The sequence below is a fragment of the Bacillus sp. Medicinal_06 genome (assembly GCF_056711665.1).
This window is the reverse complement of record NZ_JBWYHD010000003.1, coordinates 19613-44179: the sequence shown is the minus strand read 5'-3', so window position 1 is coordinate 44179 and position 24567 is coordinate 19613. Positions and strand designations below refer to the sequence as shown.

The window sequence follows — 24567 nt, the reverse complement described above, 5'->3', positions numbered from 1 at the left end:
CTTATAAATAATGTTTAAAATGAAACAGAGTCGGCAATGAGAAATTCATTCTATCGTCGACTCTGTTTCATTGTTGTATGCCGAAGTTAGTTGTTGGAAATAAGCAAAAAATAATACTTATAAATAAAGTTTGACATATAATACTTCAAGAGTAGAATTAAAGTGAGTACTCACTCATTTTAAAAGGGAGGAGATTTTATTGCAGCAACCTTCTGTGATTTTGCAAGATGTATCAAAAAGTTTTGGTAAAAAAGAAGTATTACACAATATTTCACTATCTGTATCAGACAAAGAGATTTTTGGTTTAGTAGGTCCCTCGGGTTCTGGAAAAACGACACTTATCAAAATGATTGCTGGTATTAGTGAATCAACGACTGGTGATGTAACAGCTCTAGGAACGAAAATGCCTAATTTAAATGAGATGAAGCATATTGGGTATATGGCACAAGCTGATGCCCTGTATGAAGAGTTATCAGCTTATGAAAATGCAGATTTTATTGCGACGATGTATGGATTAAAAGGAAAGAGTAAGAAAGAGAGAATAGAAGAAGTATTTACATTAGTTCAATTATCACAGCATGCTAAAAAACAAGTACAGCATTTTTCCGGTGGAATGAAGAAGCGTTTATCACTTGCTATCGCACTTCTACATGAACCTAAATTATTGATTTTAGATGAACCAACTGTTGGAATTGATCCAGTTCTTCGCAAATCTGTTTGGGAGAAATTTTATGAGCTCAAAGAACAAGGAACAACGATTATTGTGACAACACATATTATGGACGAAGCTGAATTTTGTGAACGTCTTGGATTAATTAGAGATGGGAAGTTAATTGCAACGGGAACCCCAAATGATTTAAAAGATCGAACTTCATCAGGACGGATTGAAGATGTCTTTCTATTGGAAGGAGCGGTTGAATCATGAGAGTCAGTGGTGTAATTATTCGGATTATTCGCCAGTTTCTACGAGATAAACGATCACTTGCAATGATGTTTGGAGCTCCTATGTTACTTCTTTGGTTATTATCGCTTGTGTTTACACAAAAAGATTACACTCCTCATATTGCATTAGTAGATATTCCAACGCTTATAGTGGAATCAATGAAAAAGCAAGACGCTACCATTTATGAGTATAGTAAAGAAGACGCACGTTCTAAGTTGGAAAATCAACAGATAGATGCCATTATAACTTTAGAAAATGGAAAAATAAATGTATTACTGGAAGGTAGTGATTCTTCAAAAAATCGTGCCGTACTACAAGTACTGCAAAAGGGTACAGAAAAAAATGAAATGCCTGGTATGAAACCAAAAATTGATTTTTTACATGGTTCCGCAGATTTTACGATTTTTGATGGACTAGGACAGGTATTAATTGGCTTTTTCACATTCTTCTTTGTCTTTATTTTATCAGGAGTTTCCTTTGTACGAGAACGTTTAAGTGGGACGTTGGAAAGACTGCTATCTACTCCAGTTCGCCGCTGGGAAATTGTTGTTGGTTATATAGTTGGATTTGGTATTTTTGCGTTTATACAATCCGTTATTATTGTAAGTTTCTCTGTTTATATTCTTGATTTATATGTAGCAGGATCGCCTTGGCTTACGTTATTAATTACGTGTATGCTGTCACTAACAGCATTAACACTAGGTACTTTTTTATCGGCATACGCCAATAACGAATTTCAAATGATTCAGTTTATCCCACTTGTCATTGTGCCGCAAATTTTCTTTTCAGGATTGTTTCCAATGGAATCAATGAATAAGTGGCTACAAATGCTTGGGAAGTTATTCCCGCTCACATATGGTGCTGATGCGATGAAACAAGTGATGATTCGTAATCAAGGATTTACTGAAATTGCAAGCGATCTTGGTGTGTTACTTCTTTTTGCGCTATTATTTGCAATAGGGAATGTATATGCTTTGAGGAAACATCGTAGAATATAATTTTTATAAAAAGGGGCATGATGAATGAAAAATGATTGGTTGGAAGAGTTAATCGCTGGTGCAGATACAGATAAGCGTAATGAACGACAGATGCGTATATTAGAAGCGGCGGTTGATATGTTTGGACAAAAAGGATATGCATCCACTTCAACAAGTGAGATTGCAAAGCGTGCCGGTGTAGCGGAAGGAACAATCTTCCGCTACTACAAGACGAAAAAAGATTTACTATTGGCGGTTGTCATGCCAACTTTAACAAAGTTTGCTGCTCCATTTTTCGTACAAGCTTTTGCAAAAGAAATACTGGAGAATACGTATGAAACGTATGAAAAATTTTTAAGAAAAGCAATTCAAAATCGATTTGAATTTGCTAGAAAACATTTTCCGATGTTAAAAATTTTAATACAAGAAGTACCGTTTCAACCAGAATTAAAAAATGAAATACAACAATTAGTAGAGAAAGAACTTTTTTCTCGCTTTAAAAAAATAATTGTACATTTTCAGGAACAAGGACAAATTATTGAAATGCCAACTCCTTCAGTTATTCGATTTACTTTATCAGCTATAATGGGGTTAATTTTAACTCGATTTTTACTATTACCTGAAGAAGACTGGGATGATGAAGCAGAAATTGAAAATACAATTCAATTTATATTATACGGATTGACCCCACGGAGGTAATAAAATGCGACAATTTGCAAAACCAACAGTTGTTGTAAGTAAATGCCTAGAATTTGATGCTTGTCGTTATAATGGGGAAATGATTTCTGATATTACAATTCGAAATTTACAACCGTTTGTTACATTTATTCCAGTATGCCCTGAAGTAGAAATCGGATTAGGAATCCCTCGTGAAACGATTCGAGTTGTTGAAGATAGAGGAATTCACAAACTTGTACAACCTTCAACAAAAGAAGATATAACAGAGAGAATGCAAAGTTTTTCTGATCAATTTTTAAGTTCTTTACCAGATGTTGACGGTTTTATTTTAAAGAATCGTTCTCCAAGTTGTGGAACTAGAGATGTGAAAATTTATACAGGATATGAAAAATCACCAGTAAAAGAGAAGGGTACTGGTTTGTTTGGTGGCGCTGTATTAAAAAAATTTTCGCATATTGCAATAGAGGAAGAAGGTAGATTGTCGAATTTTATTATCCGCAAACACTTCTTTACTCGGCTGTTTACAGTCGCTAATTTTAAAACATTAAAACAAAATAGAGACTTGAAAGATCTCATTCATTTTCAGTCTGATTATAAATATTTATTTATGGCATATAATCAAGTGAAACAGAAAGAATTAGGGCGTATTATCGCGAATCAGAAAAAGGAAAAGATTGAAGTTGTTTTTGAAAATTATGAGAAGACTTTGCATGAATTGTTAATGCGCACACCGCGCTATACATCGAATATAAATGTATGTGAGCATATTTTTGGATACTTTAAAACGAAGTTAAAGAGACAAGAAAAAGAGCATTTTTTGGAATTGCTTCACAAGTATGCTGAAAAGAAAATTCCACTTAGCAGTTTGCTTACAATCTTAAAATCATGGGCGATTCGATTCGAAGAAAATTATTTATTACGACAAACATATTTTGAACCGTATCCAGAAGCGTTAGTGGAAATATCAGATTCAGGTAAAGGTAGAGATTATTAAAGAAAAATCGCATAATTCGACACAATTATTCCTATGTTGTTGTAGAACAATGTAGGAATTTTTTTGTGCATGAGTACAGATTCTGTTTTAAAATTAAGTTATGACAGAATTATAGCAATTATCTAACTACTATTCTTGTCTTTTAAAAAGTAATGTTTGTAGTACAGACTCGCACGCTGTCGAAACTCAATATTCGATAAGGGGTGTGTAGCGGAATGGAATTTACTCTAACTCGCGAAAAACAAATGATTAAAGAAATGGTACGTGACTTTGCCGAAAAGGAAATCGCACCAAAAGCTGTGTACTATGACAAAACAGCTGAATTTCCATATGAAACGTTTCAAAAAATGGGCGAACTAGGATTATTAGGAATCCCATTCCCAGAAGAGTATGGAGGTTCTGGCGGTGATACTCTATCTTACGCGTTAGCTGTTGAAGAAATTGGCCGTGCTTGTGGCGGTACAGGTTTAAGTTATGCTGCAACAATTTCATTAGGTGCTTCTCCAATTTATTACTTTGGTACAGAAGAACAAAAGCAGAAGTATTTAGTACCAATGGCATCCGGAAAAACATTAGGTGCTTTTGGTTTAACTGAACCGAATGCTGGATCCGATGCAGGTGGCACACAAACAAAAGCATTTTTAGATGGCGATGAATATGTGATTAGTGGCGAGAAGTGTTGGATCACAAATGCTGAGTATGCAAATACAATTATTGTAACCGCTGTCAATGGTGTTGAAGAAAGTGGTAAAAAACGTATTTCTGCATTTATTGTGCCAACAAATAGTGAAGGATTAACGATTTCAAGTCCATACGATAAGATGGGTGTTCGTGCTTCTAATACTTGCGAAATCGTACTTGATAGCGTTCGTGTGCCAAAAGAAAATATTCTTGGTGATGTAAATAAAGGATTTAAACAATTCTTATATACACTTGATGGAGGGCGTATTTCAATTGCAGCATTAGCTGTAGGGATTGCACAGTCTGCTTTTGAGCGTGCACTTCAATATGCAAAAGAGCGCCAACAATTCGGAAAAACGATTTCTAATTTCCAAGCGATTCAATTTAAATTGGCAGATATGGCTACTGAAGTGGAATTGGCACGTAATTTAGTACATAAAGCAGCTTGGTTAAAAGATCATGATAAACCTTTCGGTAAAGAAGCAGCTATGGCAAAGTTATTTGCATCTGAAGCAGCAAGTCGTATTGCGAATCAAGCCGTGCAAATTCACGGTGGATATGGTTATATGCGTGAATATGAAGTTGAGCGTCATATTCGTGATGCAAAACTTTTAGAAATTGGTGAAGGAACTTCTGAAATTCAACGTCTCGTAATCGCAAGACATTTAGGGTGTAGATAAAAGGAGGACTCACTATGTTTCAAAAAATATTAATCGCTAATCGCGGGGAAATCGCAGTTCGAATTATTAAAACTTGTCGAAAGCTTGGAATTCGTACCGTTGCTATTTATTCCGAGGCAGATGAAAATGCACTTCATGTAAAACTAGCAAATGAGGCTTATTTAGTTGGTGGCCCACGTGTTCAAGAGAGTTATTTAAACCTTGAAAAGATAATTGAAATTGCTAAGAAAACAAATGCGGAAGCGATTCATCCGGGATATGGATTATTGTCAGAAAATCCTTCCTTCGCGATTCGCTGTAAAGAAGAAGGGATTGTATTTATCGGTCCTTCTGAAGAAATTATTGCTAAAATGGGAAGCAAAATTGAATCACGTTTGGCAATGCAAGAGGCAAATGTTCCAGTTGTACCAGGCATTACAACAAATATTGAAACTGCTGAAGAAGCAATTGAAATCGCAAAACAAATTGGTTATCCATTAATGTTGAAGGCATCCGCGGGCGGCGGAGGCATTGGAATGCAGTTGATGGAAACTGAGCAAACGCTCACCAAGGCGTTTGAAAGTAATAAAACGCGTGCGCAAAACTTCTTTGGTAATGGTGAAATGTACTTAGAACGATATATTGCAGACGCACATCATATCGAAATTCAGCTTTTAGCTGATACTCATGGAAATACAGTGTATTTATGGGAACGGGAGTGCTCTGTACAGCGTCGAAATCAAAAAGTGATTGAAGAAGCACCGTCTCCATTTTTAGATGAAGAGACACGTAAAGCAATGGGAGAAGTTGCTATACAAGCAGCAAAAGCTCTTGGTTATACGAATGCGGGTACTGTTGAATTCCTTGTAGATGACAAGAAAAACTTCTATTTCTTAGAAATGAACACAAGATTACAAGTGGAGCATCCTGTTACAGAAGAAATTACTGGACTAGACCTTGTAGAACAACAATTACTTATTGCATCTGGTGAAAAACTCTCCTTTACACAGGAGGATATAAATCTTAGTGGTCATGCCATTGAAGCACGTATTTATGCGGAAGATCCAAAAACATTCTTCCCATCACCTGGGAAAATTACGGATATAACATTACCAGAAACAGTGCGCATTGATCACTTTTTAGAAAATAATGTGACAATTACACCGTTTTATGATCCGATGATTGCAAAAGTAATTGCTCATGGTGAAACGCGTGAAGAAGCAATTCGAAAATTACAGGATGCACTTCAAAACTTGAAAGTAGCAGGTATTAAGACAAATACATCCATGCTACTCCAAGTGCTAGAAGATGAAGTCTTCCAAAGTGGTATTTATACAACAGGTTTTGTAACAAAACAACTTGTAAAAAAATAAGGTTCATGAATATTAAAGGGGGAAAAAATGATGACAAAAGTGTATGCATCGATGGCAGGTAATGTTTGGAAAATTGTTGTGGGAGTAGGAGATACAGTAGAAGAAGAACAGGATGTCGTCATTTTGGAATCTATGAAAATGGAAATTCCAATCGTTTCAGAAGAAGCTGGCACAGTCATGAAAATTAATGTGCAAGAGGGCGATTTTGTAAATGAAGGAGATGTATTAGTAGAGATTGAATAGGGAGAAGAAGGGGTGAAATGTATTGAAGCTACCTACTTTTGCTGTCATTAAAGAAGTGGGACCACGTGATGGTTTGCAAAATGAAAAGCAAATTGTTGGCACAAAAGATAAAGTGAAATGGATTCAATTACTTTCAGAAGCTGGATTATCATATATTGAAGTTTCCTCTTTCGTTCACCCAAAATGGATTCCTGCTTTAGCTGATGCGGGTGATGTATTCGCAGAGTTAAAGCGGAATTCAGATGTTACATATGCTGCGCTTGTTCCAAATCAAAATGGTTTGGAACGAGCTCTTTTGCAAAATGTAGATGAGGTGAATGTTTTTTTATCAGCAAGTGAGTCACATAATAAAAGCAATATCAATAAGTCCATTAAAGAAGCATTATCTGTCGTGCAAGATATTACAAAGCAAGCACAGTTCGCAGGTAAAAGAGTAAGAGGTTACGTTTCTACTGTTTTTGGTTGTCCTTATGAAGGAGACGTGAGCATTGATGCTGTAGATGAACTATGTAATCAACTCTTTTCATACGGTATTTATGAAGTTTCTCTTGGAGATACGATTGGTGTAGCAAATCCATTGCAAGTAGAGCGTGTGTTAGAGCATTTACTAAAAAAATATGATTCTTCTCAATTTGCAATGCATTTTCATAATACGTACGGGATGGCGCTTGCGAATGTTGTTAAATCATTAGAGTACGGCATTACAACATTTGATAGTTCTTGTGGCGGTCTTGGCGGTTGTCCTTATGCACCAGGAGCATCAGGAAATATCGCGACTGATGATTTAGTACATATGCTCCATAAAATGGGCGTACAAACAAATATAAATGAAGAAAAATTATTAAGGGCTAGCCAATTTATTCAAAGCAAGCTAAATATTCAATTGCCAAGTCATGTGTATAAAGCATTGCAACATAAAACAATAAGTAGGTGATCAAATGCTACAATTACAAAACATTTCAGTAGAGTATGTAACACCACATATCGTAAAAATAACATTAAATCGCCAGCAACAAGCAAACTCATTATCTCTTGCACTATTAGAAGAGTTGCAATCTACATTAAGTCATATTAATGAGAATTCCAATGTTCGTGTTGTCATTTTAACAGGCTATGGTGAAAAAGCATTTTGTGCTGGAGCAGATTTAAAAGAACGTGCCAATATGAATGAAGATCAAGTACGTCATGCAGTTGGGATGATTCGTTCTACAATGGATATGATTGAGCAATTATCACAACCTGTTATTGCTGCAATAAATGGAATTGCACTTGGTGGTGGTACCGAATTAAGTTTAGCGTGTGATTTTAGAATTGCAGCAGAAACAGCGAGCCTTGGACTCACTGAAACATCTTTAGCTATTATCCCAGGAGCTGGTGGTACGCAGCGTCTGCCAAGATTAATTGGTGTCGGCAGGGCAAAGGAATTAATTTATACGGCGAGACGCATTTCAGCGCATGAAGCAAAGGAATATGGAATGGTCGAGTTCGTTGTACCAGCTAACTTACTAGAAGAAAAAGCAATTGAAATAGCAGAACGCATTGCTAGTAACGGCCCAATTGCTATTCGATTAGCAAAACAAGCAATCTCAAATGGTATACAAGTAGATTTGCATACCGGATTACAAATGGAAAAGCAAGCGTATGAAGGCGTAATTCATACGAAAGATCGATTAGAAGGATTACAAGCATTTAAGGAAAAACGTAAACCGATGTATAAGGGGGAGTAACTGTGCTAGAACAAAAACAACAATCGAATTCATTTGCAGAACGTGTTGAAACAATTAAACAAGGCGGAGCACCAAAATATCATGAGCAAAATAAAGCGAAAGGAAAAATCTTTGTTCGAGATCGTTTAGCTCTTCTATTTGATAACGGTGAGTATGTAGAAGATGCATTATTTGCAAATTGTGAGCAAACAGGTTTACCAGCGGATGGTGTTGTAACGGCAACAGGGAAAATACATGGCCGCACTGTATGTGTTATGGCAAATGATTCAACAGTTAAGGCAGGATCTTGGGGTTCTCGTACTGTTGAAAAGATTTTACGTATCCAGGAGACAGCAGAAAAATTACGTGTACCACTTTTCTATCTCGTTGATTCTGCAGGTGCACGTATTACTGACCAAGTTGAAATGTTCCCAGGCCGCCGCGGCGCAGGACGCATTTTTTATAACCAAGTGAAGCTATCAGGTAAGGTGCCACAAATTTGTTTACTATTTGGTCCATCAGCAGCTGGCGGTGCTTATATTCCAGCTTTCTGTGACGTTGTTATGATGGTGGAGGGAAATGCTTCTATGTATTTAGGTTCTCCGCGTATGGCTGAGATGGTTATTGGTGAAAAAGTAACACTAGAGGAAATGGGCGGCGCTCGTATGCATTGTTCCGTATCAGGATGCGGCGATGTTTTATGTAAGACAGAAGAAGATGCAATTGCTCAGGCAAGACAGTATATTTCTTACTTCCCAAGTAATTACCAAGAAAATGCTCCTAAGGTAACACCTCAAGAACCAAAGCAATTCGAAAAAACGTTAGAACAAATCATCCCAGAAAATCAAAATGCACCTTTTAATATGAAAGATCTTATTAATCGTATTATCGATGAAGGTTCTTTCTTTGAAGTAAAAAAATTATTTGCACAAGAACTTATTACAGGGTTAGGACGAATCGATGGGAAACCTATTGGTATTGTTGCAAACCAACCACGCATGAAAGGTGGCGTATTATTCCACGATTCTGCCGATAAAGCAGCGAAGTTTATTAATTTATGTGATGCGTATCATATTCCATTATTATTCCTTGCCGATGTACCTGGGTTTATGATTGGAACGAAAGTTGAAAGAGCTGGTATTATTCGTCACGGTGCAAAAATGATTTCTGCAATGAGTGAAGCGACAGTACCGAAAATTTCAATCGTTGTTCGGAAAGCATATGGTGCTGGTCTATATGCAATGGCAGGTCCAGCTTTCGAGCCTGATTGCTGTCTTGCTTTGCCGACGGCTTCTATTGCTGTAATGGGACCTGAAGCTGCCGTTAATGCTGTATATGCAAACAAAATTGCAGCGTTGCCAGAAGAAGAACGTGCGAGCTTTATTGCAGAAAAACGTGAAGAGTATAAACAAGATATTGATATTTACCGTCTAGCATCTGAAATGGTAATTGATGGTATTGTTCATCCGAATGATTTACGTGAAGAGTTAAAGAAACGCTTTGACATGTACATGAGTAAATATCAAGTGTTTACAGATCGAAAACATCCAGTTTATCCAGTATAAAAGCCCTATTTAGGGCTTTCTTGTTCGAAAAATGAGGAGGGGAAAACATTGAAGCAAGCCGTTTGGTTTCCAACAGAAGAATATAAAGACAAAACACGTTTATACGGGTGGATGAAATCGCTTGGTTATGAAGATTATGAAGCATTTTATGATAAGTCAATTGAAGAAACTGCATGGTTTTGGGGGGAAGCAGAACGTGCAGTTGGTTATCAATGGATGAAGCCGTATACAGAAGTATTAGATTTAGCAAACGGTACACCGTTTGCACAGTGGTATAAAGATGGGACATGTAATGTAGTAGAATCTGTGGTATCTCGTTGGCTTGCAGATGAAGAGACAAAACAACAACTTGCCCTCATGTACGAAGGCGAAGATGGCACAACAAAATCATTTACATATGAAGAACTTGATAGTTGGGTGAGTCGTGTTGCCAATGGATTGAAACATATGGGTATTGAGAAAGGTGATCGCGTAACAATTTACATGCCAATGATTCCAGAGACAGTTGTTGCCATGCTGGCAGTAATGAAAATAGGTGCGATTATTTCCCCGATTTTTTCTGGGTTTGCAGCTGATGCAGTTATGACGCGTGTACAAGCAGCAGGATCAAAAATGATTATTACAGCCGATGGATTCTCACGTCGCGGTAAAATTGTTTCTTTAAAAGATGAGGTCGATAAAGCGTGCGAACATTGTCCATCTGTTGAAAAGGTTGTTATTGTTCGTCATGCTGGAAATGATTTTATACCTCACAATTATGATGTTTCATGGAGTGTTTTAGAAAAAGAAAAACCATTTACACATGCTGAGGAAATGAAAAGTGATGACCCGCTTATGCTCATTTATACATCTGGGACGACTGGCAAGCCGAAAGGAACGGTACACACGCACGCTGGGTTTCCTCTGAAATCGGCATTTGATGCAGGGTTTGGTATGAACATTAAGCAAGGTGATCGTGTATTATGGGTGACTGATATGGGCTGGATGATGGGGCCGTTTTTATTATTTGGCTCTCTTATTAATGGGGCAACAATGGTCATGTACGAAGGTGTTCCAGATTATCCAGAAGCAGATCGATTATGGGAAACGGTTGATCGATATCAAATTACTCATCTTGGGATTTCACCGACATTAATTCGAGCATTGATGGCAAAAGGTGATGAATATGTAAAGAAACATTCTCTAGAAAGTTTAGAAGTATTCGCATCAACGGGTGAACCTTGGAATCCAGATCCTTGGATGTGGCTTTTTGAAACAGTTGGAAAAGGGAAAGTACCAATTTGTAACTATTCAGGTGGAACAGAAATTTCTGGAGGAATATTTGGGAATGTCCTAGTTAAACCAATTGCACCGATTAGTTTTAATGCACCTTTACCTGGAATGGCAGCGGTTGTATTAGATGAACAAGGTAGTCCAATCCGTGATGAAGTTGGAGAATTATGTTTAGAAAAACCATGGGTTGGAATGACGAAAAGTTTCTGGGAAGATGATGAGCGCTACGTCAATACGTATTGGTCACGTTTTGAAAACAAATGGGTACATGGTGATTGGATAATCTATGACGGAGAGCAATATATTATTACAGGACGTTCTGATGATACATTGAATATTGCTGGGAAGCGTATTGGGCCAGCTGAATATGAATCGATTATTGTAAAGCACCATGATGTAATCGAAGCAGCAGCAATAGGTGTACCAGATGATGTGAAAGGCGAGGTTTGTCACTGTTTCGTTGTTTTACGGGAAGGAACAATATTTACAACGGAACTCAAAAAAGAATTGATGAATTTAGTAAATTCACATATTGGGAAGGCGTTATGCCCAAAAGATATTCACGTTGTAGAAGATTTGCCGAAAACGCGCAATTCAAAAGTGATGAGACGAGTAATTAAAGCGGCGTATTTAGGTAAGGAATTGGGTGATTTATCTTCTTTAGTAAATCCAGAGGTTGTTTCATATATTCAAGGATTAAAAGCTAAACAAATATAATAATAAAAAATGAGTTCTTTATAAAGAGCTCATTTTTTTATTGTCTTTATTTTAAACAAAATATAGGACAGTTGTTTGTTTTCTTGTATCTATGTGTTTGTCTCTATCACTTTATTTCTTTTTACATAATTTATAGTAAAAGGATAAAGGGGTGAAATTATGGGTTGTCGTGAAGGTTGGTATGAAAAAAAATATTCTAAGTGTAGTGATTCAAAAAGGCGTTCTAAATGCTGGAATGATCATGATGATGACTGTTGGAAAGAATTTAAGGAGTGCAAAAAAGATCGAAATGAAAAATGCGATTGTTGTTGCACAACTGGTATCTTCCAGACACTAAGAGCATTAAGAGGTAGAACTGTAGTTATTGCACTTAGAGGTGTATTAACAACAATTACTGGTACTGTTGTATCGGTAAATTGTGATGTTGTTACTCTAACAATAGCAGGCCCTCCAGTTGCAACGCTCACACTATCTCTTTGTGAGATAATTGCAGTACTTGAAGTGCCACCAACTCCTGCTGCAGAAGTTCCGGCAGAGTTTCGTAATCTTTTAAATGGTAATAACTAGCTTATTATGTTTAAAAAGAGGTTGTTTACTTTGTAAATGGCCTCTTTTTATATCATTCTCTAAATTTTGAAAGTGATCTTATATGAGATAAAATTGGAATTCATATTAATTAGTTAATATATGAGTAATACATATGTTTTTGATGATTTTTACAATTGTACAAGCACTTTTCATTCTCTTACATATAGTATTGAATAGAGTTCATTATTTTCATGGATTCTACGACAGCTCCACCCCCTAACAAGTAACACGGCTACCATAATCATATTAGATTCTATCATTTATGATGACTGGTAAGAAGTAAAACTCGTAACCTTTGTAATATAGGGAAGCGAGTTTTCTTCTGTATATGAGGGGATGGATTTTTTTATAGAAGCTTTACTTTATAAGAAATGTACTAAATATTTGTTGCTTGCCTAAAGGAGTTACATATACAGCTCTCGTTTCCAAGGCTCTTGTAATCCATTTGCGTTCTATCATTCTTTCTAATATTGCATTTCCTAAGGATCCTGCTATATGATGTTGCCGTTCACTCCAGTCTAAGCAACACTTTGAAAAAAACCTTCTTTTTTTATGTAACGAATCTAAATCAATACCAAAACTTACGAAAAATTCTTGTCCTTTTTTCGTTACTTTAAATTGTAAATCTTCCTTAATTAATATGTTGTTATTTAAAAGCGAATTTGTAATTTCAACACCTAACTTTCCAGCTAAGTGGTCATAACAAGTTCTGGCATATTGAATTTCTTTAGACTCCTTTGATTGCTTAAAGGATCGAATTGGTTCTGGAGGAGTTAGATATAGTATTTTTTCTAATGATTCTGCTATTTCATGATTGGCTATTTTGTAATAACGGTGTCTACCATGTTTTTCAACATCTATAATCTGTGCTTCATATAGTTTTTGAAGATGAAAACTAGCTGTTTGTGGTTGGATTTTTGCGGCATTTGCTAATTCAGTAGCTGGATGTGGACGACCATCCAAAAGTTGAACTAGAATTGTTGCTCGTGATGTATCGCTAATAAGATAAGCTATTTTTGCTACATTTACATTCATTTGCATCACTCCTTATTTTACATCCATATTTCGATGATAATGGAATTATTTGTGTTTTACAATGTAAATGAAGAAATAAGAATAGGAGTGATTTTATGGATTTCTCATTTCAACAAGGTTCCTGTAAAGAAATTAAACCAAAAATTTTATATTACGGAATGCCAATTTATTTATTATCAACATTAAATGAAGATGGAACAACAAATATAAGTCCAATGTCTTCTTCATGGGCTTTAGGTAACTATATTATTTTAGGTGTTGGACTTGGAGGGAAATCAATTGAAAATCTTGAAAGAAATAGAGAGTGTGTAATTAATTTACCTTCTTCATTGCAGTGGGAGCAAGTAGAAAAAATTGCGCCTTATACAGGGGTGGAAAATATCCCGGTTTATAAACAAGAAATGGGATTTACATATCAAAAAGATAAATTTACAATAGCCGGTTTTACACCATGTGATTCACAATTCGTAAAGCCAAAGCGTATTCAAGAATGTCCACTACAAATTGAAGTAAAGGTAAAAGAAATTCGAATTCCTGAATATGATCCTTTCTTTGCAATTGTTGAAGCGGAAGTCATTCGTGTTCACGCGCATGAAGAGATTATAAAAGGAGAAAATCATATTAATCCACAAAAATGGAGTCCGTTATTTTATAACTTTAGACATTATTTTTCAATAGGAGAAGAGTTAGGAAGGAATTATCGAGCAGAAAGTTAAAAATACGTGTTTTCAAGTAGAGGTGTAAGAGAAATTGATTGAACTTAAATATTTTGAAAGAAGCGATTTTAAACAATTAATTGATGCCCTGACATGAAATCCATCATATTGGTCAATTATCTATTTGGGCAAGAGAGTTGAATTTTCAGCCTGTTTCAGCAAATTTAATTAGAAGAGGTTTAATGGAGTAAACAGAGAAATCTATTTTGTAAAAAATCTATAAAGTGGTGGTTGTCTTGAAAAGTATTATACCTAATAAAATTCATATCATTGGTTCTGTTGGAAGTGGAAAAACAACCTTAGCAAGAGGATTGTCTTCTCAACTAAATATTTCTTATTATGAGTTAGATAATATTGTTTGGAGAAGGACTAAAAATGGAGATGTAAGAAATACACCTGAGGAAAGAGATGAACAACTTTCTACTATTGTACATTCAGATGCTTGGATTGTTGAAGGTGCCCATCATCAATGGGTATCACAAAGCTTTCAAAGTGCAGAATTAATTATATTTTTAGATGTAAGTGTAGCTAAGAGGATAGCCAGAATAATAAAAAGATTTATTTTGCAGTTACTTAATTTAGAAAAGGCTAACTATACACCTACATTTGAAATGTTTATGAAAATGTTTAAGTGGACAAATGATTTTGAAAAAAATAGTAAAAAAGAGATTCTAAATATGTTGAGACAACATAAGGATAAGTTAGTTATTTTAAAAGATAATACAGAGATTGAGTTATCAAGAATAGGAATACCAATTTTGTATTGAACGATTTTATATAATGATGGTTGTCATAAAGCCAAAAACACCGAGACGTTATGCGAAAATCTTGAATTTTGGTGTTTTTTATTCACATTGATAAATCGATGTGAATAAAAAATTTGTTCTATAGTAAGAGAATGAATTAATATAAGGAATTTGTACTGGAGAGATGTGATATGGATAGAGGGAGTTGTTTTACACAGGGAGATAGTGAACAAGATATTAAGTTTTCTATTATAATACCCGCACATAATGAAGAAAGGTATATTGCTAGATGTCTTGATTCCATTGTGGCTGCATCAAAACTTTATAAAGATCAGGTTGAAGTTATCGTTGTACTAAATCGCTGTAGTGATCGAACAGAAGAAATTGCACAGTCATATTATTGCATAACTGTACAAGATGAAAACAAAAACCTTTCTAAAATAAGAAATGCTGGTGCAAAAATAGCTAGAGGAGAAATCATTGTTACAATAGATGCAGATAGCTGGATGAGTGAGAATATGTTGAGTGAAATAGAAAAGCATTTAATGACTGGAAAATATATAGGTGGGGGCGTTAAAGGAAAGTTTGAACGTATTTCACTAGGAATTATAGTATCGGGATTATTTTTAATTATTCCTCTCATTTTTAAATATGGGTTCATATCAGTTGGGATGTTTTGGTGTTATAGGAAAGACTTTAATGCAATTGGTGGTTTTAATGAAAGTTTGTTAATGGCTGAGGATGCAGAATTTGCGATGCGTTTAAAAAAACATGGTAAGACGTGTGGGAAAAAATTCACTACGATAAAGAAAGCTTATATGACAACTTCATGTAGAAAATTTGATGAACACGGTGATTGGGCATTGATAAAGAGACCTCAAATTATTTTTGCATACTTAAAGGGGACAAATAGAAAATATGCAAATGAGTTATATTATGAAAAAGAAAAAGAAAACTAGAGATAAACCGACTTGTTTTGAAAATGCAAGTCGGTTTTTTATGTAAAAGAGGCTTTGAAATTAAAAATCCTCTGAATCTTTTTTTTGTATATGTACTAATAGTAAAACAGCAATAACAAGAAAAATTATTAGTGTTTGTAAAAATAGATTTTCAAACTGAAGCATAGATATCCAAGATTTCACATAATCTTTAATGGATTGAAGAGATGGAAGATGAGCAGGCTCGGAACCATAAGTAAATAGTTTTTTGGTTTCGATAAATGCGCTATTTTCTCCATTTGCCTCTATTACAATGGAAATAAATCTTTTGTTTCCCTGTTTTACTGTGCCCGCAAAACTATATCCAGCGGTACTTGAAAAGCTAGTTTGTAAACCATCGACACCTTTAAATTTCACATTGCTATCAAGTGAATACAACATTTTATTTGTATTGAAAACATGTATATCTTTGAAAGTGAATTGATAAGAGGTTAATTGAGCGATTTCCAATATCATAGGATAATCTGTTATTAAATGCTGGGCTAATTGTGAGGCATCTAAGACTGTTATTTTAGATTTTTCTTCTTTATTCATTATGCCAGTTGCATTGGCGAAATAAGTTTTATTAGATAATCCCAATTGTTCCGCTTTTTCATTCATTAAATGCGTAAAGTTTTTTTCGTTTTTGGAAATATGTTCTGCTAAAGATACAGCCGCGCGATTGTCAGATGCAAGAACCATTGCATGAAATAAATCGAGAACTGTTATTTGATCTTTAGTAGTTATATCAATATTATTTCCTTCGGTTTGAGTAGAATGATTACTTATTTTCACATGATCATCCCATTTTATTGTTCCTTTATGTATTTGTTCTAGTACAATATACTCTGTCATCATTTTTGATAAACTAGCTGAAGGAAAAGGGGTATCTTCATTTTTTTTATATACAATTTCTCCTGATTTTGCATCTATTAAAATAGCTGATTGCGCTTGAATTGAAGGTCCATTTACATAGAAATAAAAATAAAAAACAAGAATTGCAGTAATAAGAAAAGACAAGATAAGAAGCATCAATTTCTTGAAATGTTGCATAAGCGATCCTCCTTGTATATCGATATTACTAGTGTAAAAATTAATAGTTAACTAGGGGGAAAGAAAAGTTAAAGAATTTCTAAAGAATTATAAGGAAAATATAAAGATTGGATAATTATGGTCATGATGAGGGAGGAAATGTACTTTCATTCATATTTAAACATAAAGAAGATTAGGCATTAGAAGACAGAAGTAAATTATGAGATAGAAATAGCAGTTAGAGATGAAAAATCCCTTTGAGTCCAGTGGGGAAAGAATCTGTATGCATAAAGGAATTTATCTCCTTTTGTGGAATGTTATTCATATTTACCTAATTAAAATTTGGAAAGGAGAATATTTATGAAGCATTCCCTGTTGGAGAAGAATACAAATCCAATAAAGAAAGAATCATTACTTACAAGGTGTGCAAATGTATTTTCGAGGTGGTCTCAGAAATATGTCCCGGATGCCTTTGTTATCGCTGTGCTGCTCACTTTATTCACTTTCATGGTAGCCTTGTTGATGAACCCTACAAAGCCATACGCAATCGTAAAATCTTGGGGGGATGGTTTTTGGACTTATTTAACTTTTACAATGCAAATGGTATTGCTAATGGTTACGGGGATGACGTTAGCTTCCGTCCCGTTTATTAATAGAGGTTTGCAGTCTGTTGCCAAGTTAGCCGACACACCTCAAAAGGCTTATACGATGACATTTTTGATCAGTGCAATTGCATACTATATCAATTGGGGATTAGCAGTAGTTGTAGGAGCAATCATTGCGAAGGAAGTAGCGAAAAAAAATCCAGATGCACATTTTCCATTACTCGTTGCAGCCGCTTATGCTCCGACAGCCTTATATAGCGCAGGCCTCTCCAGTTCCATTGGCTTGACAATTGCCACAAAAGATCATTTTCTTGCAGATATGATTGGAATTATTCCTACCTCACAAACAATCTTTAGCTACTCTACTCTAATTATTTTTTTCACTCTATTCATCACGATGCCAATTATTATCGTACTTATGGCTCCAAAAAGCGGAATTATTAGGTATAAAGCACCCGAAATAGATACAAATTCTTTTGTAAAACCACCTCAAAAGGATTTAACTACTGCGGAAAAATTGGAATGGACACCGGTTTTAGGAATAGTATTAGGTATGATCGGCACGTTGTATTGTGTGTATGAATTCATGAATGGTCGTAGCTTAGATTTAAATATCATTAATTTGTTTTTCTTATCACTCGGTTTACTACTACATGGTTCTCTTGGCAATTTTGCACAAGGATTCAAAGAATCCGCGCAATCCATTTCTCCAATTATCCTACAGTTTCCGTTTTATGCAGGAATTATTGCTGTTTTAGGAAGTTCAGGATTGGGAAGCTCTATCATCGAATGGATGGCATCCATTGCGTCAAAGGATACATTTGATATTTTTACATATTGGTCAGCGGGATTGGTGAACTTATTGGCGCCATCTGGCGGAGGGCAATGGGCTTTGCAAGGACCACTGCAGGTCCCAGCAGGGTTGAAGCTAGGTGTAGATCCAGCTACTATCGCTATGGCGGTAGGATGGGGGGACGCATGGACAAATCTGATTCAGCCGTTCTGGGCACTACCTCTATTAGGAGTGCTAGGGTTGAAAATTAAAGATATCATGGGCTATTGTTTTATTCTCTGCATTTGGGTCGGGATTGTTACAAGTTTATTGATGTTATTTGTATATTAGCTTGAATAGGAATACGCATTGCTATCAAGTCAAGGTATTGAAATATCCTTAAAATGAAAGTAAAACTAATCTAAAAGTACGGGAGGGATATTTATGAACAACCTAGATTTCAGTATCAATTTTCCGGATATACATGATATTTCATGTAGAAAAGGTGATTTTTTACTTCAAGGGGGATGTAGATGAAATCTAATAAAGTAATAGTGTGGATTAATGTATTTACTGCCAAACCAGGTAAACTAGATGAATTAGTTGCTATCCAAGCTGAAGAATTACTTAACTTTAAGAGGAAAGGTATTCCTGGTTGGATTAGTAGTCGTTGGCATCGATCTGTTGATAATAATAAGGCAATTATGATGACTACTTTTGAGAGTATTGAATATCATAAAAACTGGTTAGAGAAAAATGACTTCTCCGAACATTTAAACAAGATTAAGCACCTAATTGAAGGAGTAGAAGGTGGGTACTATACGTTAGTGGAAAACATTGAAAATATGTAAACCATTTATCCCGCACTAACGGCCCAATTGGTGAGGGCTGATTAAAGTTTCACTTTATATTCTAGATCTTTATTTTTCACCTTGATAGTGAAAATTCGATATACTGTAAAAGCCCATGGAAAAACTCCATGGGCTTCATCAAGTTGAAAAATTAAACATATTCGTATGTTTTTTTGTTCCTTTCTTTAGCACTTAGCTGCCGTTTGTATACAAATTTAGATAAGCTGAGGCTTCCCTCATATAAGAGTAGTAACGGTATAGCTACAAGGAAATCTGATAGAAAATCTGGCGGCGTAATTAAAACTGCAACGACTATTAATAGAAAATAGGCGTATTTTCTAATTTTTTGCAGACGGTATGGATTGATAATTCCCAAACTTGTTAAAAACATAATAACAACTGGTAATTCAAATAGAAATCCAAAGGGCAAAGTCATATGAAGCAAAAATTGGAAATACTTCTCCGCTGTAAAGAAAGTAGTAAACATATCATTTGATAGTGATATTAAAAAATTTAATACAAGAGGAAGTAAAATATAATAACCAAAACTAATCCCCAATAGGAATAGAATCAAAAGTGCTGGAATATAAGCGATTGTAACCTTTTGTTCTTTTGGTGTTAACGCTGGACGTACAAACAACCAAGTTTGATGTGCAGCAACTGGTATAGTAACCGTGCCGGCAGCGATTGCGGAAATTGTTAAATAAACGAGTAAGATATCACTTGGTCCTAATAGAGCTAGCTTAAATGGCAAATCTTTGACCAGTGTATGATAAATATCTTGTACATATATAAATGTTAGTATAAAAAACAGCAAAAAAGCAACTAAAGTGATAATAATACGTTTACGTAACTCTTCAAGGTGCTGAACGGTTTTCATATTTTTATCTTCCAATATTAATCACCCCATGAAATAGGAGATGTAAGACATACTCTACATCTCCTATTCATCTATTTGTCTAGTTTTTCTTTCTTATTAAGATTTTTTTGTAACTCATCTGTGTCATCTGTGATAAGATCTCTAGTAGATTTTTTAAATTCTCTTAATGTTGATCCGAATGCTCTTCCTAGTTCCGGTAACTTAGAAGGGCCAAAAATAATCAGGGCGAGTATTAAGACGAGTAATAATCCTGGGATTCCAATATTCTGAAACATAAGATCCTCCTTAGTATTGAATTTTATAATTCCTTTTACATGCTTATAGCAATGTTAGGAAACATTTCGGAAAAAGCATCTTTAGGTGGAAATTATTGTGTAGTTTTTCCGCCTTTCATTCATTTTCATTTACTCGGTTGCATACCAAACAAAGCTTTGTCAATTTTATTCGTATTCGCATCGATTAGTTTTTTGCTTTATCAAGAGAACCCGCAGACAGAGTACCTTTATGTAGCACGGCAGCGCGCTTTGGCAGCCGGGCTACTGCTTCGGCCGAACAGCTTGCTGGAACGAGTACGGCGGTAGCAGCATCGCCAACCTTTGGCCAAACTTGCTTACCGGACTCATCTAATGGCGTAATGCCACCGGTAGCAAGAGAAAGTGCGCGAGACAAGTTGTATTCGTAGGACCATCCATACAGCTCTGCAGCAAGATGGGCTTTTTGCAGCGTGTCACCAATCCCGAGCGGGGACCAGTGATCTGTAATACTGTCATTGCCAAGCATGACATTCACCTTTTGCTTTTGAAGAAGTGGAATCGGCATCGTATTTTTGCCTATTGGAACAGTTGACGCAATCGAGATGCCCAGTGAAGCAAGGCGGTTTGCCATTTCGATGTCGGCGCCGGCTGTCAGCGAGGCGAGAGAGAAGGCATGGCTGATTGTCACTTTGCCCTGCAGACCGGCTTCTTCAGTTAAATCTGCTAATCGACGAATTGCTTTCAAGCCTGTATCGCCGCCTTCATGAAGGTGAATATCAATGCCTGCCTTGTAGTCCACCGCAATTTGGACCATAGTTTGCAGCGATTTTTCCATATCTACGTCAACCAAAGTTGGATCTAATCCGCCAACATGTGTCGCTCCGAGTTGCATAGCTTCTCGTAGCAATCCCTCTGTATTGGAACGAAGTAAGCCGTGTTGAGGGAAGGCGACAATTTCGTACGATAGCTTATCTGAATAGTTCGCTAAGGCGCGCTTTAAACTCTCGAGATTTTTGAGGCCAACGACGGGATCAATGTTGCAGTGACTTCTGGCAAATGTTGATCCGTAGCTGAGAATCAATTCAATTAATTTTTCCGCACGCTCTTGGGCAGTTGGCAGCAATTCAAGTAGCAGCGTCTGTTCAACTTCAATCATGTCAAAAATGCTTTTTCTTTGACTTGCAGCTCTCCAAGGACCACCAAAAAAGGTTTTATCCAAATGAATATGCATATCTTTAAAGGAAGGAAGCAGCAGCATGCCTTTTGCATCATAGCGATCGATATTCTTTTTATAAGGAACTTTTGTATCTAATATTTTTGTAATAATACCTTTATCGATTTGAATATTGCAGAGTACGGTATCTGTTGCGACAACCTGACCATTTTCATATCTATATCCGCTTTCTAATCGCACATTCAACAGCATGTAGGAGCTATTTTTTTTCGGGTTTTTGATGTTGTGATCATCTTTCTTTTCTTTTGCGTCTGCGCTTACGCTTATAGTTTCAGGAACAAATAATCCCATTGCGTCCGTGACGCCGAGAACTGCTGTAGCCCCTCCAATTTTGCAGACGTTACCTAGAAACTTTCTGCGAGAAAAACCTTTGTTTTCTTGATCCATCTGGAACTTCCTCCTTTTATAAGCTTTGCATGGAACCTAAATAAGATATGCATTTTATCACTTAATCGCTGCATTAAAATAAACTATCAAGCTCTTGCTTTTCCCACTCAGTTAAAGTAAACCTGTAACGATTTTCCCTTTAAACATAGTGGCTGCGCGCTTTGCTCTTCTTGCAATAGCCTCAGCGGAGCAGGATGCTTCGACAAACACGATATTTGCATCGTCTCCGACTTGCGGCCAAACTTGTTTCCCTTCATGATTGAGCGGTGTCTTTCCTCCCGTAATAAATCCGAGAGTTTGTGCCAAGGACTGTTCATCTACCCAATTTGAAATTTCCGCTAAACGGCTGGTGCGTTCGAGAATATCACCGTTGCCAAATGGCGACCAAACATCAAAAATATTGTCACATCCGACGGCAACGTCCACGCCTCTACTATGTAATAACCCTACAGGAGGGAAACTTCTGTCAATTGGAACGCTCGTGATAATTGAAATTCCTGCATCAGCCAATAGTTCTGCCATCTCACTTGCTTGATGTAGCGGAATATCTCCTAGACCAAATGCGTGGCTAATAGCGACTTTTCCTTGCAGACCGGCTTCTTTTGTAAGGGTAGCTAGCCTTTTCATCGTTAAAATACCAAGATCATTGGCATCATGTAAATGTAAATCGATACCTGAATTTCCTTCAACAGCAATCTCAATCATCTCTTGTAATGATGCTTCGATATTCCCATCAACAGTCGCCGGGTCAACACCACCAACAAGAGAGGCACCTTGGCGAATTGCTTCTCTTACTAGATTCCCTGATTGCGTGCGCAATAAACCGTGCTGCGGGAAAGCAACAATTTCATAAGATAACTTGCCGTCAAATGTTTGTAATACCTTTTGAATAGCTTCTAAATTTTGCAAACCGATTTCTGGATAAATATCTACATGCGTACGAATATGGGTAGCTCCAGCTTTTAAGAAAGTCTCCAGTAGATGTTCCGCCCGCTCCTGAGTAGTAGTAGACAAAGAGGGAAGAACCTCTTTTTCCATTTCAAGTCGTTCAAAAATACTGTTTACAGGTGTTACTGCTCTCCAACGATCACCCACTATCGTTTTATCCAAATGACAGTGTTTTTCAATAAACGATGGAAGTATTAATAGCTGCTTCACATCTACTTTCGGTAGACGATCTTGAAAAGGTTCATCAGTCGTAACAATTTTTGCGATTTTTTCATTGTCAATAAGAAGGTGGTAAGAGCCTGTTTTTGTTCCTATAACGGTACCATTTTCAACGTGATGACCGTTTTCTAATTTGGCATTTATTAACCAAAAAGCGGAGTCCATAGAGTATCCCGTCCTTTCTTTTATAAATAATTAAAATGGTCTTTTTTCCCTTGAGGAATTCCAATAAGTCAGGGAATATTACAAGAGAAATCTAAAAAAGATTCATAAGATTATGATAAACTAAAGAAGAATATATGAAAAATATAAAAAAAATTAATTTCACTTAAGTTTTTCGTATACACAAGGGAGTGTTTTCTATTTATGGATATAAGACAACTGCGTTATTTTATTGCGATTGTAGAGGAAAGACAAATTTCGGCTGCTGCTCATAGGCTTCATATTTCGCAACCTCCGCTCAGCCAACACTTAAAAGCGATGGAACAGGAACTAGGAACTAAATTGGTTGAGAGATCCGGAAAATTTTTAGAAGTAACGCAAGCAGGTCAAGCTTTATATAAATATGCATTAAAAATGACGCAGTTATTAGAAGAAGCAAAATCGGAAGTAAAAGAAGTGGGGAATGGAATAACAGGTAGGCTGACACTTGGTGTCAATACTTTATCAGTAGTCGAATTACCTCACTTGATGCAACAATTTCATGAAAGGTATCCTAGAGTTACGTATAAAATTCAACAAAATGAATCAGCTCAGCTTTGTCAGCTAGTGAGAGATAGAGTAGTAGAGTTGGCGATCATTCGCTTGCCGCTGATGTTGGACGACTTTTCTGTTATCCATCTTCATACAGAACCGTTCTATTTTATTACTTCAAAAAAACAGCAATTAGCTAATCATAAAGTTACTTTGGAGGAGATAAAAAAATTACCATTAATCTTGCCTAGTACAGAGGGATTAGGGGTATACAATATGATTTTGGATTTATTTTCTAAATATCAGTTATGCCCGAATATCATTGCTGAATGTTCTGATATATCTGTTCTATTAGATTTAGTTGCGTCTGACTTTGGAGCCTCCATCGTTCCGGAAACCGTAATTCAGCGATATAAAGATTATCCTATACAAGCTTTTCAAATTGCTGATACAGATTTAGCGGCCTCTACAGGATTAATTTGGTTGAAGTATCATGAATTATCAAGTATCGCTCAAAACTTTGTTAATTTATATAAGTTTATATTGAAAAAATGACATATGTGTAAAGTTTGAAAAAACTATATAAAGCAGCGATTATCACTGAAGCAGAGACTTCTCAATAAAGCAAATTTTCAATTCTTATTAGGCAATCATTTTGATTACAGTAAATAATGGTTCAGAGGCAATAACCCTACATATTCATATTTTAATATTTTACAACAAAGGGAAGGGACTATCATTTCTCCAATAGCTACCAGAGGGGATGATAGAGAGGAGGGAAAGTAAAGAGCATTTCCTTGAAATCGTGAAACAATATATATT

General features: G+C 36.0%; 24 protein-coding genes and 1 pseudogene. 19 read left to right on the top strand and 6 right to left on the bottom strand.

Features of this window, described 5'->3' with window-relative positions; all coding sequences use genetic code 11:
- Positions 1 to 199: 199 nt before the first annotated feature.
- From AC1M36_RS07335 to AC1M36_RS07280, 12 genes are all read left to right on the top strand, one after another.
- A complete protein-coding gene (locus AC1M36_RS07335) occupies positions 200 to 925 on the top strand; it encodes an ABC transporter ATP-binding protein (RefSeq protein WP_336454036.1) in 726 nt (241 codons plus the stop codon).
- Complete coding sequence (locus tag AC1M36_RS07330; RefSeq protein WP_336454035.1) at positions 922 to 1941, top strand: ABC transporter permease; 1020 nt, start codon at positions 922 to 924, stop codon at positions 1939 to 1941. The genes AC1M36_RS07335 and AC1M36_RS07330 overlap by 4 nt, the downstream gene beginning before the upstream one ends.
- Before the next feature lie 24 nt (positions 1942 to 1965).
- Positions 1966 to 2619: a TetR/AcrR family transcriptional regulator gene (locus tag AC1M36_RS07325; protein ID WP_336454034.1), complete on the top strand. Its 654-nt coding sequence runs from the start codon at positions 1966 to 1968 to the stop codon at positions 2617 to 2619.
- A gap of 4 nt (positions 2620 to 2623) precedes the next feature.
- Positions 2624 to 3592, top strand: coding sequence for a YbgA family protein (locus AC1M36_RS07320; RefSeq protein ID WP_479845693.1), 969 nt, complete (start codon positions 2624 to 2626; stop codon positions 3590 to 3592).
- Between the two features lie 215 nt (positions 3593 to 3807).
- Positions 3808 to 4953, top strand: coding sequence for an acyl-CoA dehydrogenase (locus tag AC1M36_RS07315; RefSeq protein WP_336454033.1), 1146 nt, complete (start codon positions 3808 to 3810; stop codon positions 4951 to 4953).
- Between the two features lie 14 nt (positions 4954 to 4967).
- Entirely contained in the window at positions 4968 to 6305 is a 1338-nt protein-coding gene (locus tag AC1M36_RS07310) for an acetyl-CoA carboxylase biotin carboxylase subunit (protein ID WP_479845692.1), read from the top strand.
- A gap of 27 nt (positions 6306 to 6332) precedes the next feature.
- Entirely contained in the window at positions 6333 to 6548 is a 216-nt protein-coding gene (locus tag AC1M36_RS07305; protein WP_002056745.1) for an acetyl-CoA carboxylase biotin carboxyl carrier protein subunit, read from the top strand.
- A gap of 22 nt (positions 6549 to 6570) precedes the next feature.
- Complete coding sequence (locus AC1M36_RS07300; protein WP_336454031.1) at positions 6571 to 7482, top strand: hydroxymethylglutaryl-CoA lyase; 912 nt, start codon at positions 6571 to 6573, stop codon at positions 7480 to 7482.
- A 4-nt stretch (positions 7483 to 7486) separates the two neighbouring features.
- Entirely contained in the window at positions 7487 to 8275 is a 789-nt protein-coding gene (locus AC1M36_RS07295; RefSeq protein WP_336454030.1) for an enoyl-CoA hydratase, read from the top strand.
- Between the two features lie 2 nt (positions 8276 to 8277).
- Positions 8278 to 9819, top strand: coding sequence for an acyl-CoA carboxylase subunit beta (locus AC1M36_RS07290; RefSeq protein ID WP_336454029.1), 1542 nt, complete (start codon positions 8278 to 8280; stop codon positions 9817 to 9819).
- Between the two features lie 48 nt (positions 9820 to 9867).
- On the top strand, positions 9868 to 11808 hold the full coding sequence (locus tag AC1M36_RS07285) for an AMP-binding protein (protein WP_479845691.1): 1941 nt from the start codon (positions 9868 to 9870) through the stop codon (positions 11806 to 11808).
- Between the two features lie 159 nt (positions 11809 to 11967).
- Positions 11968 to 12375 (top strand): hypothetical protein, encoded by a 408-nt coding sequence (locus AC1M36_RS07280; protein WP_336454027.1) that lies wholly within the window; start codon positions 11968 to 11970, stop codon positions 12373 to 12375.
- Between the two features lie 378 nt (positions 12376 to 12753).
- Here the strand turns inward: AC1M36_RS07280 and AC1M36_RS07275 are convergent, their stop codons facing one another.
- Positions 12754 to 13431 carry an ArsR/SmtB family transcription factor gene (locus tag AC1M36_RS07275; RefSeq protein WP_336454026.1) on the bottom strand — a complete coding sequence of 226 codons (678 nt, stop codon included), beginning with the start codon at positions 13429 to 13431 and terminating at the stop codon, positions 12754 to 12756.
- Positions 13432 to 13526: 95 nt separating this feature from the next.
- Between AC1M36_RS07275 and AC1M36_RS07270 the strand changes: the two genes are divergently transcribed.
- The 4 genes and pseudogenes from AC1M36_RS07270 (at position 13527) to AC1M36_RS07255 (ending at position 15852) form a co-directional block, all read left to right on the top strand.
- Complete coding sequence (locus AC1M36_RS07270) at positions 13527 to 14147, top strand: flavin reductase family protein (protein ID WP_336454025.1); 621 nt, start codon at positions 13527 to 13529, stop codon at positions 14145 to 14147.
- Positions 14148 to 14239: 92 nt separating this feature from the next.
- Positions 14240 to 14338 (top strand): annotated as a pseudogene (locus tag AC1M36_RS07265) (DinB family protein); the annotation flags it as partial.
- Positions 14339 to 14383: 45 nt separating this feature from the next.
- Positions 14384 to 14914 (top strand): AAA family ATPase, encoded by a 531-nt coding sequence (locus tag AC1M36_RS07260; protein WP_336454024.1) that lies wholly within the window; start codon positions 14384 to 14386, stop codon positions 14912 to 14914.
- 170 nt (positions 14915 to 15084) lie between these two features.
- Positions 15085 to 15852 (top strand): glycosyltransferase, encoded by a 768-nt coding sequence (locus AC1M36_RS07255; protein ID WP_479845690.1) that lies wholly within the window; start codon positions 15085 to 15087, stop codon positions 15850 to 15852.
- 60 nt (positions 15853 to 15912) lie between these two features.
- On the opposite strand, the gene AC1M36_RS07250 is transcribed toward AC1M36_RS07255, so the two are convergent.
- On the bottom strand, positions 15913 to 16923 hold the full coding sequence (locus AC1M36_RS07250) for a D-alanyl-D-alanine carboxypeptidase family protein (RefSeq protein WP_336454022.1): 1011 nt from the start codon (positions 16921 to 16923) through the stop codon (positions 15913 to 15915).
- Positions 16924 to 17262: 339 nt separating this feature from the next.
- Between AC1M36_RS07250 and AC1M36_RS07245 the strand changes: the two genes are divergently transcribed.
- Positions 17263 to 18630, top strand: a complete 1368-nt coding sequence (locus tag AC1M36_RS07245; protein ID WP_336454021.1) for a short-chain fatty acid transporter — start codon at positions 17263 to 17265, stop codon at positions 18628 to 18630.
- A 182-nt stretch (positions 18631 to 18812) separates the two neighbouring features.
- Complete coding sequence (locus AC1M36_RS07240) at positions 18813 to 19130, top strand: antibiotic biosynthesis monooxygenase family protein (RefSeq protein ID WP_336454020.1); 318 nt, start codon at positions 18813 to 18815, stop codon at positions 19128 to 19130.
- Positions 19131 to 19281: 151 nt separating this feature from the next.
- Here the strand turns inward: AC1M36_RS07240 and tatC are convergent, their stop codons facing one another.
- The 4 genes from tatC to AC1M36_RS07220 form a co-directional block, all read right to left on the bottom strand.
- Positions 19282 to 20010, bottom strand: a complete 729-nt coding sequence (gene tatC, locus AC1M36_RS07235) for a twin-arginine translocase subunit TatC (protein WP_420792379.1) — start codon at positions 20008 to 20010, stop codon at positions 19282 to 19284.
- Positions 20011 to 20081: 71 nt separating this feature from the next.
- Entirely contained in the window at positions 20082 to 20285 is a 204-nt protein-coding gene (locus AC1M36_RS07230; RefSeq protein ID WP_336454018.1) for a twin-arginine translocase TatA/TatE family subunit, read from the bottom strand.
- Between the two features lie 184 nt (positions 20286 to 20469).
- Positions 20470 to 21885 carry an amidohydrolase family protein gene (locus AC1M36_RS07225; RefSeq protein WP_479845689.1) on the bottom strand — a complete coding sequence of 472 codons (1416 nt, stop codon included), beginning with the start codon at positions 21883 to 21885 and terminating at the stop codon, positions 20470 to 20472.
- A gap of 111 nt (positions 21886 to 21996) precedes the next feature.
- Positions 21997 to 23217, bottom strand: a complete 1221-nt coding sequence (locus AC1M36_RS07220; RefSeq protein WP_336454016.1) for an amidohydrolase — start codon at positions 23215 to 23217, stop codon at positions 21997 to 21999.
- Between the two features lie 201 nt (positions 23218 to 23418).
- On the opposite strand from AC1M36_RS07220, the gene AC1M36_RS07215 reads away from it, so the two are divergent.
- Complete coding sequence (locus tag AC1M36_RS07215; RefSeq protein WP_336454015.1) at positions 23419 to 24300, top strand: LysR family transcriptional regulator; 882 nt, start codon at positions 23419 to 23421, stop codon at positions 24298 to 24300.
- The last annotated feature ends 267 nt before the right edge of the window (positions 24301 to 24567 follow it).